Below are 17,377 nucleotides of genomic sequence, written 5' to 3' on the forward strand. Positions count from 1 at the left end.
GTGACATGGCAGGCGAGGCTGATGGTGCCGACGTGCGACAACTGACGGGGCGACTGACCGGCTTCGTCGACTCGGACCCTGCGCCGAAGACGCGGCCCGCGCTTCGTCATCCACGACGCGCGGACGTGGCGGTCTTCCGGCTCCGTCTCGACCTCGACCACGCCCGACCGCCGATCTGGCGTCGGCTCGATCTACGCTCAGACCTGCCGTTGGATGTCGTGCATCAGGTGCTGCAGGCGGCGTTCGGCTGGACCGACTCGCACCTGCACCGCTTTTCGCTCGGCGGTCATTCGTTCGACAAGGACAGTCAGCTGTTCCTGTGCCCCTATGACGTCGACGAGGGCGACGACGACGGGCTCCCTGCCGACGAGGTGCGCCTCGACGAGACCTTCGCGAAGACCGGCGATGTTCTGCAGTACCTGTATGACTATGGCGACTCGTGGGAGCTGAGCCTGCGGCTCGAACAAATCCTGCCCGCGGGCGCGGACTGCCCAGCAGCTGTCGCCGTCGACGGCCAGCGTGCCGCACCACCCGAGGATTGTGGCGGGCGCACCGACGTCGAGGATCTCGCCGAAATCATTGAAGACCCAGCGGCTTTCGATATCGACGAGATCAACAAGGCGCTGCGCGCACCGTATTTTCGGCTGCGCGAAGCCGGTGTCGACCAGCGGCTCATCGACCTCATCCACCGACTTGGCTACACCGCGATCGGTGATGAGCTGACTGACCGGATGGAGCGGCTGCTGTCCGGACCGTCCACCCTCGACCCCGCGGAATCGGCCGTGTCGCTGCGTGGACACCAATGGTTTCTGGACCGCGCCGCGGACGGCGGCATCGCCTTGACATCCGCGGGATATCTCAAACCGGCCGATGCGGCGGCGGCCTGTGAAGTCCTACCCGCGATGGGCGATTGGCCCGGCAGCCGCAACCGGGAGTCCCAGTCGATCCCGCTGCTGCATTTCCGTCAAACCCTGCAATCCACCGGGCTGCTTCGCAAACACAAGGGCACGTTGGTGCTGACGCGCGCGGGTGCCGTCGCCCAAGGGAATCCGTCCGCACTGTGGGACCACCTGGCGTCGAGGCTGCTGCCCGTCGCTGATGAACGCAGCTTTGAATCCCACGCGACCCTGCTGCTGCTTGCCTTTGCCGCCACCTCAGACAACGCGGACCTGCCGCTGCAGACGATCGGCGTCGCGCTCACCGAGCTCGGCTGGCGTCACCGCGACGGGACCGACGTGAAGGGCCACGAGATCTACGAACTGCCAGCGCATGACGTGCTGATCAACGTCGCGACGGAGCCCGTTTCACGGCATAACCGGAACCGGTTAAGCCACGCCGCGGCGACATTGGCACGGGCAGCACTTCGCCCCCAGGGTTGACGCCGTATCCGTCGGGCAGCGGAGCGCCGAACCCCGGCGGCGACAAGCGTGGCCTGACTCAGCGGTCGCGGAGTTCGATGATGTGGCGACGGCGACTCGACACCAGATAATCGGGTGACCCGAGTCGTAGTTCGTGTGTGCTGGGGTGAAACCCGCCTGCCCGCAACAGAGTTTCGGCGCGCTGCGAGACGCCGCCCTGTCGAATCCCGAACTGACTCAGCAGGTCCTTGACGTGCATCCCGGTGCCGTACAGTCCGAACAGATCATTGGCCTTACCGATGATCCAAACCACCGCGCCAGCCACAGTTTCCACCCGCCCCCGGCTGAAACTCGACGGCGACGAGGACGCGATCCGGGCGAAAAGTCTGCGGCAGGCAGTGCGGTACTCGACATCGAGCAGCTCGTCACAGCAGCGGTCGACGAGAGTGAGTACCTCAGCAACCCGGGGAGCGGCGTCCTCGGGGATCCCGTCCCAGCAGAACGGCTCATCGGGCAAGGGCGCATCGTCGAGCGCGTCGAGGGCCGGTTGACCGCCGACCTGCGCCGCGAGCCAACCGTCTTCGTCTACGTCGAGGCCCATCTGGGCCAGCAGCGCCGCCGGGCCTTGAAGCCGTTCGGAGCGAATCACGCTCTGGTACTCCGGCTCCCATTCGTCGACGGCCGCGAGTGCCTGGTCGGTCCACATCGACTTCAGACCAACCTCGGTGTGCGCAAACCTGATGAATGCCCTCAGCAGATCCGGCGCCTTGGCAAGGTAATCGCTCGGCGCCACAATCTTTCGCGGAATCCAATCGGCCAGCAGGATCTCCACCCCGACGGGACTCCAGCGCAGTGGATCGCCCGGGCCGTAGTCCGTGCCGTACCACAGCAGGGATTCCAGCAGGTCGCGATGCTCGGCGTCGTCGAGCCCGGCCCCGTCAGGAGAGGCGAAGAACTTGTCGGCCAGCTGCTTGGTCTTCCTCTCGTCCCACTGTGGCGGTTGATGGCCGGTGCCACCGGTGGGTAACGTCCGGATGACCCATTCCACCAGCGCGCGACAGCCTGGCCAGGAGTCGGACTCGAATGGTGGGTAGGTGATCGCGGCCCGCTCGATCCCGTCCTGCACCCATGCCCGCGCGTCGGCAAAGCTGAGCTCGTCCCAGCTCGTGTCGGCTTCGGCGATCTGTTGCGACTGGGCGAACACCTCCGCGATCGGTGCCGGAACAACGAACGCGTCCTTCACCAGGGTGCCGACGTTGTGGTCGATGTAGACGACGATGGTGAGCTCATGTCCGCCGGCCAGCCGCGCCCCCAAGATGATGTCGTCGCCGTCGCCGAGGGCATGGCTCATCCGCAGGGCGCGATACACCGAGGGCTCCGACAGCTCGGCCAGCCATCGGACCTGCGGCTTGAGACGCCCGGACAGTTCCCGCCGGATTCGGGTCCGCAGCAGATCGTCCGCACCGCCCAGTTCGGCGATGACCCTCAGTAGAGCCGTCGTCTCAGGGAGCTGCGCTTCGATGAGCATCCCCGCAAACTCGTCCAGGCTGGTCGCGTCGTGATCGGTATCCGGCCCGGCGAAGGGATTTCGACCGCGGCGGTCCATAACAGCCATCAGGGTGCTGACATACGAGAGCAAGCCCAGCGGATGCGGATCGGAGAGATTCCGGACGACGCCTTCGAGCAGACCGGGAGCACTTGAATCGTGCCGCGGTTGGGATGGCCGCCGCGCCTTGGCGCGCTTGTGCTTGTGCTGCCGACTCTTCTTCGACATGGGCGTCACCCTAGTGGTGCGGGCGGAGGGATTCGAACCCTCACGCTCTCTCGAGCACCGGCACCTAAAGCCGGCATGTCTGCCGTTCCATCACGCCCGCAAGGTTCCCGATCGTACCGCTTCATTGATACCGAATGTGCCCGAGGCCTGAACCCCAGTTGTCACAGCAGTCACGGGCGTCCGAACCTATGTCGACGCGCCCGCCTATTAGCGACAAAGTCGCTGAAAACGCCACATGGGTCGCTTCAGTGTCTTAAGTACCACGCACCGAACCCCAGCGGTGTAAGGCTGTCACTTCAGCCGCGTTAGCCACAGGATCTGGGCTGCCCCGCTGCTAGCGACAAAGTCGCTAACAAGCGGGCCGACCGAGGGCGGCGTCCGGCCCGGAGGAAACGGCGTCTCGAGGCCGCAGGAATCGCCGGCCGAAACGGTGGCTCAGAATCGCATGAATCGTTGGCCTCAGGTCCAGCGAACGACCCCTGACCAAACGACTGCAGTAGCCGCGCTGACCTCGACACATTCGTCGGGCCCAAGAGCTGCGCGGTACCGTGGACGAATGTCCACTACGCGGCGTAGGAGACCAGCGCTCATCCTGCTGGTGACCCTTGGCGCCGCCGGCTGCCTGGGCCTGGCCTGGTGGCAGTGGACCCGGTATGAGTCAGCCTCGGGCACATTCCAGAACCTGGGCTACGCCCTGCAGTGGCCGATGTTCGCCGCGTTCTGCTTCTACGCCTATTACAAGTTCGTCCGCTATGAGGATGCGCCTCCACAGCAGCCCAAGGATGAGATCACCGAGATCCCCGCCGGCCTGCTGCCCGAACGGCCCACGCTGACAGCGCAGGACATCAGCAGCGACCCGACGCTCACCGAGTACAACGCCTACCTTGCCGAGCTGGCCAAGTCGGACACCGAGTCCGAAAAGAAAGACAGGACCGATACATGACCGCCCCCGATCCGGACACCGAGGTCACCACTCCCAAAGAGACGATCCGCAAGGCCTTGTTGGGCTACCGCGTGCTGGCGTGGACGACGGGCCTCTGGCTGATTGCGCTCTGCTACGAGATGGTGCTCAAGTACATCGTGCAGGTCGACGATCCGCCGAGCTGGATCGGTGTGGTGCACGGCTGGGTGTACTTCATCTATCTGATGTTCACCGCCAACCTCGCGGTCAAGATCCGCTGGCCCATCGGCAAGACCATCGGCGTGCTGCTCGCAGGCACCATCCCGTTCCTGGGCATCATCGTGGAGCACTTCAACACCCAGGACATCAAGCAACGCTTCGATCTCTAGCCCGCGGCGAGCTCCCGCAACGCCGGCACCAACAACGCCAGGGCCCGACCGCGGTGGGACGCAGCATCTTTCTCGGCGGGCGACAGTTCGGCGGCGGTGCGAGACGACCCCTCCGGCAGGAATATCGGGTCGTACCCGAACCCGCCGGCACCGCGCGGCTCACGCGTCACCAGCCCCGTCCACTCTCCGCGCACCACCGTCGTACCGGCGGCCGATACCAGCGCGCACGCCGAGACGAACGCCGCGCCCCGCCGCTCGTCGGGCACATCGGACATCTGCGCCAGAAGCAGCGCGGTGTTCGCGGCGTCGTCGCCGTGCGCACCGGACCAGCGCGCTGACAGCACGCCGGGCATGCCGTTCAACGCATCCACCGAAATTCCGGAATCGTCGGCCACACAGGCCAGCCCGGTCGCGGCGAAACCGTCGGCGGCTTTGGCCGACGCATTCTCCTCGAACGTGGCGCCGATTTCGGGCGCCTCATCGAAGGCGGGCACATCCGAAAGCGATATCAGCGAAAGACCGGCCACCCCCGCGACATCGAGCACCCGACGCAATTCGGCCAGCTTCTTCGGATTGCGTGATGCCACCAGCAGATCAGTCAACGCAGGTCCTCACCCGTCTTTTCGATGGCCATCAAGTACAGCGTGTGCGGTTCGGCCTTGCTCTTCTGCCGGTACCACAGCCTGATATCCGCCTGGGGCACTCGGTGCATGCGGTATGCCCGCTCGGTGTCCCCGGGCCGGGTTGCGCGCAGGTCCAAATCGGTTCGGAAGTCAGGTCGGCCCATCCGCTCGACCTCGTTGTTGACGAGAAGTTGTTCATGGGGCGTGAGCGTCGCCATCGCGAACACTGCATCCTCCACAAGCAGCACGTTGCGGTCCAGGAGACCGCGATCCGGCAGATGAGTGAACCGGGACAACGTCGCTTCCAGTGCCTCGCTTGCTTCTTTCAGATTTGCGCCGGTGATGACCTGGCCCAGCTCGATCTGTTTCTCGGCGCGGCGTGTCTTGACCGCAGGGACCTTCAGCAGGCCGAGGTCAACCAACCCATCGATACGTGAGTAGAAGGCCGCGAGAACGACCAGCACCAGACCGACGAGAACGAAAAAGCCTCCCGCGAGTCTGTTGTTCTGTCCGGTGAAATAGGCCCACGCTCCGGCCGCCAGCAACAACGCACCCAAATCGCCCAACAGGATCTGGCCGACGAGCTTTTTCTCAGCTGCCGAGTCCATATGAGAGATGCTATCCGGCCAGAGACGTCAGCTTCCGAACGCTTTCTTGGAGGGCGTGGACGACTCCGGCAGCACCCCGGGATAGGGCAACTCCAGTGCCTCACGCTGCAGCACGAACAGCTGCTCGCACGCACCCAGCGCGGCGTCCAGCAGCTTGTCCAACGTCGACCTCGGGAAAGTTGCCCCCTCGCCGGTGCCCTGGACCTCCACCAGCGTTCCGGTGTCGGTGGCGACGATGTTCATGTCCACCTCGGCACGGGAATCCTCGGTGTAGGGCAGGTCGACACGCACCCGGCCGTCGACCACACCGACCGACACCGCAGCGATCGCGCACGACAGCGGCCGCGGATCCGAAAGCCGCCCCGCCGCAGCCAGATACGTCACAGCATCGGCCAGTGCCACATAGGCGCCGGTGATCGCGGCGGTACGGGTGCCACCGTCGGCCTGCAGCACGTCGCAGTCGATCGCGATGGTGTTCTCCCCCAGTGCGCCCAGGTCGATGCAGGCCCGCAGCGAACGCCCGACCAGCCGGCTGATCTCCTGGGTACGCCCACCCACACGCCCTTTGACCGATTCGCGATCCGAGCGGTCATGGGTCGCGGCCGGCAGCATCGCGTACTCGGCGGTCAGCCAACCCTGCCCCGAACCCTTGCGCCAGCGCGGCACGCCTTCGGTCACCGATGCGGTGCACATGACACGGGTCTGGCCGAACTCCACCAGCACCGACCCGGCCGGATGATTGGTGAAGCCACGGGTGATGACTACCGGGCGCAGCTCGTCATCGAGGCGGCCGTCTTCTCGTCTGGACACGCGACAACCCTATCGGGTCAGGCCGACACCGCCCGCGATGACTCAGCCCCGCGTGACGTCGAACGCCTCGCCGCACACCACCGCGTGCACCGGGCCGTCGAACTCCGCCTTGGCTTCGCTGATCACATCCTCGCGCGAGGTCCACGGCGGAATGTGGGTCAACAGCAACTCTCCGACGCCCGCCTCGGCGGCCGTGCGCCCGGCCTCCTTGCCCGACAGGTGCAGCCGCGGCGGCCGGGACGGATCATGGGTCCACGACGCCTCGCACAGGAACAGGTCCGCGCCGCGGGCCAGGTCCACCAGCGCATCGCAGTAACCGGTGTCGCCGCTGTAGACCAACGTCGCCCCGGATGGATCGGTGAACCGCATGCCGTAGGACTCGGTGGGATGACACACCAGCCGCGGCATCACGCTCAGTTGACCCATCTGCACCGACTGCCCGTCCACCCAGTTGCGGACGTCGAAGATGTCGGTGAAGTCGTCGATCTCACCGCCCTCCGGCGAGGACGCGGCGCCGAGCCGCGACCAGGTGTTGGCCGGCCCGTACATCACTCCGCGCTCGGTCGCGGGCATCGGATGGTAGCGCCGCCAGACGAACAAGCCGGGCAGGTCCAGACAGTGGTCCGCATGCAGATGCGATAGCAACACGTTGACCGCGTTGGGGTCGGCATAGCGCTGCAACGCACCGAGCACCCCGCCGCCGAAGTCGATCACCATCGGAACGGTGTCGGATGCGGTGACGAGATAGCCGGACGCCGGCGAGTCTGGGCCGACGACACTGCCGGAACATCCCAGTACGGTCAATCGCACAGTGTCCAGCTTGCCATGCCCGCTGTCGGCGTGGCCAAGACATGGCCGGTTTGCGCGACGGAGATCATGTTCCGGCGTCGGCGTGACGGCGCACGCCGTCCAGACTCGGGCCCAGGAATCGGGCGGCCAGCGCGGTAAACGCCTCCGGGTCGCCGGTCGCCTCGTACACGCGTTCCGCCGGCGACGCATCGTGCGGCCTCAGCAAATCCAGCTCGGTCAGCACCCGCAGCAGGTCCTTGGCCGTCTCCTCCGCACTGGAGACCAGGGTGACGTTGTCCCCCATGGCCAACTGGATCAAACCGGACAGCATCGGATAGTGCGTGCAGCCCAGCACCAGGGTGTCCACCTCGGCGCGCTGCAACGGCTCCAGGTAGCCCTCGGCGAGCCCGAGGACCTGGCGGCCACTGGTCACCCCGCGCTCGACGAAATCGACGAACCGCGGACAGGCCACCCCGAATATCTCGGTGTCACGGGCCGCGGCGAAGGCGTCCAGGTACGCCCCCGAGGCGATCGTCGCGGCGGTGCCGATCACCCCGATGCGCCCGTTACGGGTCGCGGCCACCGCGCGGCGCACCGCGGGCAGGATCACCTCGACCACCGGGACCGGCGAATAACGCTCGCGCGCGTCGCGTAGGCACGCCGACGACGCGGTGTTGCAGGCGATCACCAACGCCTTGACCCCACGCGCCACCAGATCGTCGCCGATCGCCAGCGAGTGCGCCCGGATCTGCGGAATGGTCAGCGGCCCGTACGGCCCGTTGCCGGTGTCACCGACATAGACGATGTCCTCGTCGGGGAGCTGGTCGATGATGGCGCGGGCCACCGTGAGGCCGCCGACCCCGGAATCGAAGATCCCGATCGGCGCGAGTTGATCTGTCATGAGGTCAGGTACGGCTGGCTCCGTTTACGGGATTCCCGCGCCTTGCGTTCGGGCCCGGCCAGAAGGTACGCCGCAACCACACCGGCGACGGCCCCGCACAGATGCCCCTGCCAGGACACTCCACCGCACGTGTTGAGCACGGGAACAGCGCCCCACAGGATGCCGCCGTAGACGAACAGCACCACCAGGCCGGTGATGATCTGCCAGACGTGCCGGGTGAACCAGCCGAACACCAGCAGGAAGGTCAGCCAGCCGAAGATCAGGCCCGAGGCGCCGATGTGGTTGGTCGGTAACGCGCAGCCACCCACATCACCGATCAGCCAGGTGCCGACGCCACCGAGGATCCAGATGATCGCGGTGGCCCAGACGAAGCGCGACATGCCGGCCAGAGTCACCAGAAAACCCAGCACCAGTGCCGGGACCGTGTTGGCGACGAGGTGCTGCCAGTTGGCATGCAGCAGGGGCGCGAACAGGATGCCCCACAGTCCGTCGGTTTCCAGTGGCCGGATGCCGTTGCGGTCCAGACGGCCGCCGGAGAGCTGATCGACGAGTTCGATGACATACAGCAGGGCGATGAACGTGACGATGGTGGCGCCGCCCACCTTCCACGCCGGCGGCTTCTTGCGCTGCGGCGCGGATGGCACCGGCAATCCCGGTCCGCTCATGCCCATAGCTGCCCTTCCAGCGCGTCCTCCGCGTCATCCAGGCTACCGGCGTAGGCGCCGGTCGACAGATACTTCCATCCGGCGTCGGCCACCACGAACGCGATGTCGGCACGCTCGCCGGCCTTGACCGCCTTGGCGGCCATCCCGAGCGCGGCGTGCAGCACCGCGCCGGTCGAGATCCCCGCGAAGATGCCCTCCCGGGTCACCAGCTCCCGGGTACGCCGCACCGCGTCGAACGAGCCGACCGAGAACCGGGTGGTCAGTACCTCGGGGTCGTACAGCTCGGGGATGAAGCCCTCGTCGATGTTGCGCAGCGCGTAGACGCCTTCGCCGTAGCGCGGTTCGGCGGCGACGATCTGCACGCCCTCAACCTGTTCGCGGAGGAACCGGCCGGTGCCCATCAAGGTTCCGGTGGTGCCCAGCCCCGCGACGAAGTGGGTGATCTCGGGCAGGTCCGACAGCAGTTCCGGGCCGGTGCCGTAGTAGTGCGCATCGGTGTTGGCCGGGTTGCCGTACTGGTAGAGCATCACCCATGAGGGGTTCTCCGCGGCAAGTTCTTTGGCGGTCGCCACCGCGGTGTTGGAGCCGCCCTCGGCCGGACTGTAGATGATTCGCGCGCCGTACAGTTCGAGCAGCTGACGCCGTTCGATCGACGTGTTCTCGGGCATCACACAGATCATGTTGTAGCCCTTGAGCAGGGCAGCCATGGCCAGGGAGATGCCGGTGTTGCCGCTGGTGGGTTCCAGGATGGTGGCGCCCGGCTCGAGGCGCCCGTCACGCTCGGCCTGCTCGATCATCCGTAGTGCGGGACGGTCCTTGATCGAACCGGTCGGGTTGCGGTCCTCGAGCTTGGCCCACAACCGGACGTGCGGATCCCCTTCCCAGGCCGGCGACAGGTTCTGCAGCCCGACCAGCGGCGTATTGCCGAGAGCCTGCAGCAGCGAGTCGTAGCGCGTCATACGGGCGTTACGCCCCACCCGCTGATCCACCCGCAACGGCAGGCAGGATCGTCACCGAATCGCCGTCGGAGATCGCGGTGTCCAGGCCGCCGGAGAATCGCACGTCCTCGTCGTTGACGTAGACGTTGACGAAGCGGTGCAGTTTGCCCGGATTTGCCGGATCGACGAGCCGATCGGTGATCCCGGAGTAGTTGGCCTCCAGGTCGGTGATGACGGCCTGCAGGGTCGCACCCGAGGCGCTGACACGCTTCTGTCCGCCGGTGTGCGGACGCAGGATCGTGGGGATGGATACGGTGACAGAAATGGGCTCAGTCATGGGACGCCTTTCTAGTACTACTGGTACTGCTCGACGATGTCGACGGGTTCCTCGGTGACGACGCCGTCGATGATGCGGTAGCTGCGAAACTCGTGCTGGTCGGGGTCCCGCGTGGAAACCAGGACGTAGTGCGCGTCGGGTTCTGACGCGTATGAGATGTCGGTGCGGCTCGGGTAGGCCTCGGTGGCGGTGTGCGAGTGGTAGATGATGACCGGCACCTCGTCGGCGTCATCCATCGCCCGCCACACCTTGAGCTGCTCCATCGAGTCGAAGCGGTAGAACGTCGGCGACCGCTCCGCATTGAGCATCGCAATATGACGCTCTGGGCGATCGGAGCCTTCAGGCCCGGCGATCACGCCACACGCCTCATCGGGATGGTCGGCGCGCGCATGGGCGACCATCGCCTCGACGAGGTCGCGCCGTATCACCAACACTGCAATTCACCTTTCATCCGAATGCTCCCGGCAACATGCCACGGTATGTCGGTATTCCGGCAACCGGTTCGGCGGCGAGAACTCCGACCAGCACGGCGCGGGCCAGACACTCCGCCGCGGCCGCCCCGATGCTGGTGACCAGCGCGGTCTCCGGGGACATCGCCACCGGGGTCTTCGGGTCGGGCTCGACCACGATGGCGCCGGTGGCCAGGGCAAACACTGTATCGCCGTCCAGCGGGGTGTGGCACGGGGCCAGCGTCCGCGCGAGCCCGTCATGGGCGGCGACCGCGACGCGGCGGCATCCGGCCGGGCTCAGTGCGGCGTCGGTGGCGACCACCGCGATGGTGGTGTTGAGCGGGCTCAGCTCACCGTGCCGGTCGGCGTATGCGGCGAGTTGATCGGCGGGCGGCGCGACCAGTCCGAACTCCTCGATCAGTGCCGCCATCCAGGGCAGGCCGGTGCGTGGATCCACCGCATCGCCGGCAGCGTTGACCACCACCAGCGCTCCGACGGTCACCCCGGAATCCAGCGTGATCGATGTGGTGCCCACACCGCCCTTGAGCACCCCGACCCGGGCGCCGACACCGGCCCCGACGGTGCCCAGCGCGAACTCGGTGCCCGCAGCGTCGGCGGCCGCGTAGCCGAACTCTGCGGTGGGCCGATTCGCCCAGGCGCCGACCGGCAGGTCGAAGATCACCGCGGCGGGAACGATGGGAACCAACCCGCCGTCCATCACCACCCCGCGGCCGTGGGCCTCCAGCCAGGTCATCACCCCGTCGGCCGCGGCGAGACCGTAGGCGCTGCCGCCGGTGAGCACCACCGCGTCCACGTGGCGCACCGTGTTGATCGGGTCGAGCAGGTCGGTTTCCCTGGTCCCCGGTGCGCCACCACGACCATCGACGGCGCCGACGGTTCCGGGCGGGGCCAGCACGACGGTGCTGCCCGACGCCCATCCGGCGCCCAGCGAAGCGTCCGGGTCGAGCCGGTGGTGGTGTCCGACGAGAATGCCGCCGACATCGGTGATCGAGCCCATCATCACTTCCCCATGAGTCCCAGGACCAGGTACTCCTGCAGGACCGTCAGCCACTGGTAGACGTCGAGGTGCCCAGCCATCGGATCTTCCTGCGACAACCGCTCCGGCCCGTCGGAACCGATCTCGAGCATGGTGCCCAGCGCCAGTCGCACATCGTTGACCGCGCTTGCCCAGGCCTGGGCATCTTCCTCGCTCAACTCCAACTTGCCACCGTCGGCCGGAAGAGTATCCAGCAATCGTTGCGCTGCTTCACGTTTCGCTTCGAGAATGGCGGGCTCATGCAGCCCGCGCAGGGCGCCGTTGAGACTCTCTGCGGTGCCCGAGCCGGCCGGATGCTCGGTCTGGGGCCGGAAGAAGTCCGGTAGCAACCGCTTCATCGTGGCATCCTCGGGCGGCTCCGGGTTGCCCGTTCTCATACCCGTTATCGCTTCGAGTTCATCTGCGGGAGAAGATGATTCACGATCTTCGATCATCCCCACCAGCGAGGCGACCAGACTGGACAGCAACGCCGCTTCGTGCGCGGCCAGTGCCGAGCGAAAGCGCGGGCCCTGCGTCGTCTCAACCCGTTTCCATTTGCGCACTGTCTTCTCAGCGGTCCTGTTGCAAGGTTGCCCACAACCCCGCCGCATGCAGCTTGGACACGTCAGTTTCCATCGATTCCCTACTACCCGCCGACACCACGGCCTTGCCTTCGTTGTGCACCTGGAGCATGAGCTTGGTCGCGTGCGGCTCGCTGTAGCCGAACAGTTTCTGGAACACGTAGGTCACATATGTCATGAGATTGACGGGGTCATCCCAGACGATGGTCACCCACGGGCTCTCGGTGGCTCCGTCGGTGGCGGCATCGCGTTCCTCGCGGGTCCCCGGACGGGCCTTCGCCGGTGTAACCATGCGCTCACAATACCGGCGCCGCCCGTGACGAAGGAAACAGCTACGGTTGCTGCTGTGACGGTCGCGTTGCTGACGGACAAGTACGAGCTGACCATGCTTGCCGCTGCGCTGCGCGACGGCACCGCACACCGGCAAACCACATTTGAGGTGTTTGCCCGCCGGCTGCCCGAGGGCCGCCGTTACGGTGTGGTCGCCGGTACCGCACGCTTCGTGGAAGCCTTGGCGCAGTTCAGATTCGCCACCGAGACATTGGCGGCACTGTCAGACTTCCTGGACCCGGCCACGCTGGATTTCCTGGCCGGGTACCGGTTCAGCGGAGACGTCGAGGGCTACGCCGAGGGTGAGCTCTACTTCCCCGGCTCGCCGGTGTTGTCTGTGCACGGCAGCTTCGCCGAATGCGTGGTGCTGGAGACCCTGGCCCTGTCAATCCTCAATCACGACACGGCGATCGCCTCGGCCGCAGCCCGGATGGCCGGCGCCGCAGAAGACCGCCCTTTGATCGAGATGGGTTCGCGGCGCACCCATGAGCAGGCCGCTGTCGCCGCGGCCCGTGCCGCCTATCTGGCCGGTTTCGCGGGCTCGTCGAACCTGGAGGCCCAGCGCCGCTACGGCGTGCCCGCGCTGGGCACCGCGGCCCACGCCTACACCCTGCTGCACACCACTGCGTCCGGGCCTGACGAGCTCGCCGCATTCCGGGGCCAGGTGGCCGCGCTCGGGATCGACACCACGCTACTGGTGGACACCTACGACATCACCGCGGGCGTGGCCAACGCGATCGAGGCTGCAGGCCCCGAACTCGGATCGGTACGCATCGACTCGGGCGATCTGGGCGTGCTGGCCCGGCAGGTTCGTGCCCAGCTCGACGAACTGGGCGCCACCGGGACACGCATCGTGGTCTCCGGTGACCTCGACGAGTTCGCGATCGCGGCGCTGCGCGCCGAACCCGTCGACAGCTACGGCGTGGGCACCTCGGTGGTGACCGGGTCAGGCGCACCCACCGCCGGTATGGTCTACAAACTGGTCGAGGTCGACGGCATCGAAGTGGCCAAACGAAGCAGCCACAAGGAATCCCACGGCGGGCGCAAGCAGGCCCTGAGGTTGGCGAAGCCGTCGGGCACCGTCGTGGAGGAAGTGGTGTACCCGTATGGCCAACCCCCGCCCACCCCGCGCGGGCTCACCGCGCGAGCACTGTCGGTACCCCTGATCAGGGACGGCGAGCCGGTCGCCGGCGCGGTCGACGATCTGGCGATCGCCCGCGACCGGGTGCGGGCCGGCCTGCACAGCCTGCCCTGGGACGGGCTGAAACTCTCCCGCGGTGAGCCTGCGATCAGCACCCGGCTGGTCTCTGCCGCCTCACCCGTCGACGACCGTTAGGAGCCATCACGTCGGATCCTGTCGTCACCAAACTTCTCGCCGTCGCGGTCGACGGTCTCGGCGGCACCCGCCGCAGCGGCCAGGTCGAGATGGCCGAAGCCGTCGCGCACGCCTTCTCCTCCGGCGAGCACCTCGCCGTGCAAGCAGGCACCGGTACCGGCAAATCGCTGGCCTACCTGGTGCCCGCGATCGCCCGTGCCCTTGAGGCCGAGCAACCCGTGGTGGTCTCGACCGCGACCATCGCGTTGCAACGCCAGTTGGTCGACCGCGATCTGCCCCGGCTGGCCGACACCCTCGCCGATGTGCTGCCGCGCAGACCCGAATTCGCGTTGCTGAAGGGCCGGGGAAACTACTTGTGCCTGAACAAGGTTCACAACGGTAGCCAGAATGATCCAGTCGAACCGGACGCTCTTGCTCAGGATGAGCTGTTCTCGCCGATGGCGGTCAGTGCACTGGGCCGCGATGTACAGCGACTCATCGACTGGTCGTCGGACACCGAGACCGGCGATCGCGACGAGGTGGTCCCCGGCGTGCCCGACCGGTCCTGGGGACAGGTCAGCGTGTCGGCCAGGGAATGCATCGGCGTATCGCGCTGCCAGTTCGGCACAGACTGCTTCGCCGAGCGGGCCCGCGCCAAGGCGGGTACCGCCGACGTCGTCGTCACCAACCACGCACTGCTGGCCATCGATGCGATCTCGGATGCCGCGGTGCTGCCCGAATACGAGCTGCTGGTGGTCGACGAAGCCCACGAGCTGGCCGACCGGGTCACCGGGGTGGCCACCGCCGAACTGTCCGCGACATCGATGGGTGTCGCGCACCGCAGGATGAGTCGGCTCGTCGATGCCGAACTCGCGCAACGATTCGAGGCCGCGACCGCCACCTTGTCCTCGATGCTGCATGACCTGGAAGCCGGTCGCATCGACGTGCTCGACGATGAGTTGGCGACGTACCTGACCGCGCTGCGCGACGCCGCGAACACCGCCAGGATGACCATCGACACCACCCCGAACGATCCGAAGGCCGCCTCGGCCCGCACCGAGGCCGTCACGGCCCTCAACGAAGTCAGCGACACCGCGACCCGCATCCTGTCCTCGTTCGTCCCGGCCATCCCCGATCGGACCGATGTGGTGTGGGTGGATCGCGACGACGGCACGCGGGGCGCACAAAGCGGCGGCCCCGTTCGGGTGACGCTGCGGGTGGCGCCGCTGTCGGTGGCAGGCCTGTTGCGTACCAGGCTGTTCGCGCACACCACCGCCGTGCTGACCTCGGCCACGCTGACCCTGGGCGGCAACTTCGACGCCATGGCCCGCAACTGGGGGCTGGCCAACTACGACGAGAACACCAAACCCGGCTGGCGCGGCATCGACGTCGGCTCGCCGTTCCAACACGCCAAGGCGGCAATCCTGTACGTCGCCAAGCACTTACCGGCACCGGGACGGGACGGCACCGGGGCCGAGACACTCGACGAGATCGAGGCACTGGTCACCGCCGCGCAAGGACGGACCCTCGGCCTGTTCTCCTCGATGCGCGCGGCCAGGGCCGCGGCCGAGGTGATGCGTGACCGGCTGAGCACCCCGGTGCTGTGCCAGGGTGAAGACACCACTTCGGCATTGGTGCAACAGTTTTCCGCTGACCCCGAGACTTCGCTGTTCGGCACCCTCTCGCTGTGGCAGGGCGTCGACGTCCCTGGCCCGTCACTCTCGCTGGTGATCATCGACCGAATCCCCTTTCCCCGCCCCGACGATCCGCTGCTCACCGCGCGACAGCGGGCGATCAGCGCACACGGCGGCAACGGCTTCATGGCCGTGGCCGCCAACCACGCCGCGCTGTTACTCGCCCAGGGGGCGGGCCGGCTGCTGCGACACACCGAGGACCGCGGTGTGGTGGCGGTGCTCGACTCCCGGCTGGCGACCGCGCGCTACGGCGGCTATCTGCGCGCGTCGCTGCCCCCGTTCTGGGCCACGACCGACCCCGACCGCGTCCACCAGGCACTGCGCCGGCTGCGCGGCGCCGGCTGAAACTCCCGTCCGGGCAGTGGGAGTTCCCTATCCTGTGAGCAACCTCTGCGCGCCGCACCGGCCGCCCGAGCCCACCGGAAGGCGGCAATATGAGCCGACAGCACTTCATCGGAGCCCTGCTCTGCACGATCGTGCTGCTGCCCGTTGCCGCCTGCTCCACCGTGGTGTCCGGTGCGCCCGTCTCGGTGTTCGACGATCCGTTCTCCGTCGCAGGCATGCCCGCCACCGACGGCCCGAGCGGTTTGCGGCCCGATCCGGCCGAGCCGTCGCGGGAGGTGTGGAACTCCGACGGTGGCGAGATCGATAAGTTGGCCGCCAGTGCGGTCAGCGACATCGAAGAGTTCTGGGCGACCGCGTACCGGGACGCGTTCGAGGGCGAGTTCAAACCGGTCGACGAGTTGATCTCCTGGGACGCCGAAGGTTTCGGGGAGGAGTTCTGCGGTCTGGATACCTATGGTCTGGTCAATGCCGCGTTCTGCAAGCCCGATCGGACGATCGGCTGGGACCGCGGCGTGCTGCTGCCTGCCCTGCGCAAGGCCAACGGCGACATGGGCGTGGCGATGGTGCTGGCGCACGAGTACGGCCATTCGATCCAGCAGCAGGCAAAGCTGGTCCGCCGGGGAACCCCCACCCTGGTGTCAGAACAGCAGGCCGACTGCCTGGCAGGCACCTACATGCGGTGGGTTGCCGAGGGAAATTCGCCCCGGTTCACGATCGACACCGGCGACGGCCTGAACAATCTGCTGGCCGCGGTGATCGCCTTCCGCGACCCACTGCTCAGTGAGGACGACGCCCAGATCGGGATGGACGAACACGGCTCGGCCTTCGAACGCGTCTCGGCGTTCCAATTCGGCTTCACCGACGGTGCCGCGGCATGCGCTGCGATCGACGTCAAGGAGATCGGCCAGCGCCGCGGGAATCTGCCGGTGTTGTTGCCCGAGGACCAGACCGGTGAGCTGCCGATCACGGCGGATTGGGTGCGCTCGATGGTCGCCGCTCTCAACATCCTCTTCAAGCCGTCCGCGCCACCGCGGTTGAGCTTCGACGCCGACTCCGCCGCCGACTGCCCGGACGCCAGGCCCAGCCCGCCGGCTTCATTCTGTCCGGATACCAACACCATCGTGGTCGACCTGGCGGAGCTCGATGCCCTCGGGGCCCAACCCGAAGACGAGGACCCACGCGGGCTGGCCGGCGGCGACAACACTGCTTATTCGGTACTGATATCGCGCTACATGCTTGCGCTGCAACACCAACGCGGTCTGGTGCTCGACAACGCCGAGGCGGCCCTGCGCACCGCGTGCCTGACCGGGGTGGCGACGGCCAAGATGACCACGCCGGTGTCGATTCCGGACGGGGACACCATCCTGCTGACGGCAGGCGATATCGACGAGGCGGTCTCGGGCATCCTCACCAACGGCTTGGTGGCCAGCGACGTCAACGGCGAGTCGGTGCCCTCGGGCTTCTCCCGAATCGACGCGTTCCGGGCCGGCATCCTCGGTGACGAGGATCGGTGTTTCAAGCGGTTCTCCTGAGG

At 67.0% G+C, this 17,377-nt stretch carries 19 protein-coding genes and 1 tRNA gene; 6 read left to right on the forward strand and 14 right to left on the reverse strand.

Going from position 1 to position 17,377, the window contains the following annotated elements:
- Nucleotides 1–5: 5 nt before the first annotated feature.
- Nucleotides 6–1,379 carry a plasmid pRiA4b ORF-3 family protein gene (locus M1247_RS23635; RefSeq protein WP_317158822.1) on the forward strand — a complete coding sequence of 458 codons (1,374 nt, stop codon included), beginning with the start codon at nt 6–8 and terminating at the stop codon, nt 1,377–1,379.
- Nucleotides 1,380–1,437: 58 nt separating this feature from the next.
- On the opposite strand, the gene M1247_RS23640 is transcribed toward M1247_RS23635, so the two are convergent.
- Both M1247_RS23640 and M1247_RS23645 read right to left on the reverse strand, forming a co-directional pair.
- Nucleotides 1,438–3,132, reverse strand: a complete 1,695-nt coding sequence (locus tag M1247_RS23640; protein WP_317158823.1) for a DUF6398 domain-containing protein — start codon at nt 3,130–3,132, stop codon at nt 1,438–1,440.
- Nucleotides 3,133–3,146: 14 nt separating this feature from the next.
- Nucleotides 3,147–3,232, reverse strand: a tRNA-Leu gene (locus M1247_RS23645).
- Between the two features lie 456 nt (nt 3,233–3,688).
- On the opposite strand from M1247_RS23645, the gene M1247_RS23650 reads away from it, so the two are divergent.
- Nucleotides 3,689–4,075, forward strand: coding sequence for a hypothetical protein (locus tag M1247_RS23650; RefSeq protein WP_317158824.1), 387 nt, complete (start codon nt 3,689–3,691; stop codon nt 4,073–4,075).
- Entirely contained in the window at nt 4,072–4,422 is a 351-nt protein-coding gene (locus M1247_RS23655) for a DUF3817 domain-containing protein (protein ID WP_317158825.1), read from the forward strand. Before M1247_RS23650 ends, M1247_RS23655 begins: the two co-directional genes overlap by 4 nt.
- Here M1247_RS23655 and rdgB read toward each other — a convergent pair.
- The 12 genes from rdgB to clpS all read right to left on the reverse strand — a co-directional run bounded on the left by rdgB (nt 4,419) and on the right by clpS (nt 12,451).
- Entirely contained in the window at nt 4,419–5,024 is a 606-nt protein-coding gene (gene rdgB / locus M1247_RS23660) for an RdgB/HAM1 family non-canonical purine NTP pyrophosphatase (RefSeq protein ID WP_317158826.1), read from the reverse strand. The genes M1247_RS23655 and rdgB overlap by 4 nt on opposite strands.
- Nucleotides 5,021–5,653: a hypothetical protein gene (locus tag M1247_RS23665; RefSeq protein WP_317158827.1), complete on the reverse strand. Its 633-nt coding sequence runs from the start codon at nt 5,651–5,653 to the stop codon at nt 5,021–5,023. The genes rdgB and M1247_RS23665 overlap by 4 nt, the downstream gene beginning before the upstream one ends.
- Nucleotides 5,654–5,680: 27 nt before the next feature.
- Nucleotides 5,681–6,463 (reverse strand): ribonuclease PH, encoded by a 783-nt coding sequence (gene rph, locus M1247_RS23670; RefSeq protein WP_317158828.1) that lies wholly within the window; start codon nt 6,461–6,463, stop codon nt 5,681–5,683.
- Between the two features lie 42 nt (nt 6,464–6,505).
- Entirely contained in the window at nt 6,506–7,273 is a 768-nt protein-coding gene (locus M1247_RS23675; protein WP_317158829.1) for a cyclic nucleotide-degrading phosphodiesterase, read from the reverse strand.
- Nucleotides 7,274–7,337: 64 nt separating this feature from the next.
- Nucleotides 7,338–8,153, reverse strand: coding sequence for a glutamate racemase (gene murI / locus M1247_RS23680; RefSeq protein WP_317158830.1), 816 nt, complete (start codon nt 8,151–8,153; stop codon nt 7,338–7,340).
- Nucleotides 8,150–8,818 (reverse strand): rhomboid family intramembrane serine protease, encoded by a 669-nt coding sequence (locus tag M1247_RS23685; RefSeq protein WP_317158831.1) that lies wholly within the window; start codon nt 8,816–8,818, stop codon nt 8,150–8,152. The genes murI and M1247_RS23685 overlap by 4 nt, the downstream gene beginning before the upstream one ends.
- Nucleotides 8,815–9,777 (reverse strand): cysteine synthase, encoded by a 963-nt coding sequence (locus M1247_RS23690; RefSeq protein ID WP_317158832.1) that lies wholly within the window; start codon nt 9,775–9,777, stop codon nt 8,815–8,817. The genes M1247_RS23685 and M1247_RS23690 overlap by 4 nt, the downstream gene beginning before the upstream one ends.
- 7 nt (nt 9,778–9,784) lie before the next feature.
- Nucleotides 9,785–10,081, reverse strand: coding sequence for a MoaD/ThiS family protein (locus M1247_RS23695; RefSeq protein WP_317158870.1), 297 nt, complete (start codon nt 10,079–10,081; stop codon nt 9,785–9,787).
- 29 nt (nt 10,082–10,110) lie between these two features.
- Entirely contained in the window at nt 10,111–10,527 is a 417-nt protein-coding gene (locus M1247_RS23700) for a M67 family metallopeptidase (protein WP_317158833.1), read from the reverse strand.
- A gap of 13 nt (nt 10,528–10,540) precedes the next feature.
- Nucleotides 10,541–11,560 (reverse strand): P1 family peptidase, encoded by a 1,020-nt coding sequence (locus tag M1247_RS23705; protein WP_317158871.1) that lies wholly within the window; start codon nt 11,558–11,560, stop codon nt 10,541–10,543.
- Nucleotides 11,561–11,562: 2 nt separating this feature from the next.
- Nucleotides 11,563–12,141 carry an oxidative stress transcriptional regulator AosR gene (aosR, locus tag M1247_RS23710; protein ID WP_317158834.1) on the reverse strand — a complete coding sequence of 193 codons (579 nt, stop codon included), beginning with the start codon at nt 12,139–12,141 and terminating at the stop codon, nt 11,563–11,565.
- Nucleotides 12,142–12,148: 7 nt separating this feature from the next.
- Nucleotides 12,149–12,451, reverse strand: coding sequence for an ATP-dependent Clp protease adapter ClpS (gene clpS, locus M1247_RS23715; protein WP_317158835.1), 303 nt, complete (start codon nt 12,449–12,451; stop codon nt 12,149–12,151).
- Between the two features lie 24 nt (nt 12,452–12,475).
- Here clpS and M1247_RS23720 point away from each other — a divergent pair, with 24 nt between their 5' ends.
- From M1247_RS23720 to M1247_RS23730, 3 genes are all read left to right on the forward strand, one after another.
- On the forward strand, nt 12,476–13,825 hold the full coding sequence (locus M1247_RS23720) for a nicotinate phosphoribosyltransferase (protein ID WP_317158836.1): 1,350 nt from the start codon (nt 12,476–12,478) through the stop codon (nt 13,823–13,825).
- A gap of 89 nt (nt 13,826–13,914) precedes the next feature.
- Nucleotides 13,915–15,843 carry an ATP-dependent DNA helicase gene (locus M1247_RS23725; RefSeq protein WP_317158837.1) on the forward strand — a complete coding sequence of 643 codons (1,929 nt, stop codon included), beginning with the start codon at nt 13,915–13,917 and terminating at the stop codon, nt 15,841–15,843.
- Nucleotides 15,844–15,932: 89 nt separating this feature from the next.
- Entirely contained in the window at nt 15,933–17,375 is a 1,443-nt protein-coding gene (locus M1247_RS23730; protein ID WP_317158838.1) for a neutral zinc metallopeptidase, read from the forward strand.
- Nucleotides 17,376–17,377: the final 2 nt, after the last annotated feature.

The organism is Mycobacterium appelbergii (assembly GCF_032883035.1).
Classification (GTDB): domain Bacteria; phylum Actinomycetota; class Actinomycetes; order Mycobacteriales; family Mycobacteriaceae; genus Mycobacterium; species Mycobacterium appelbergii.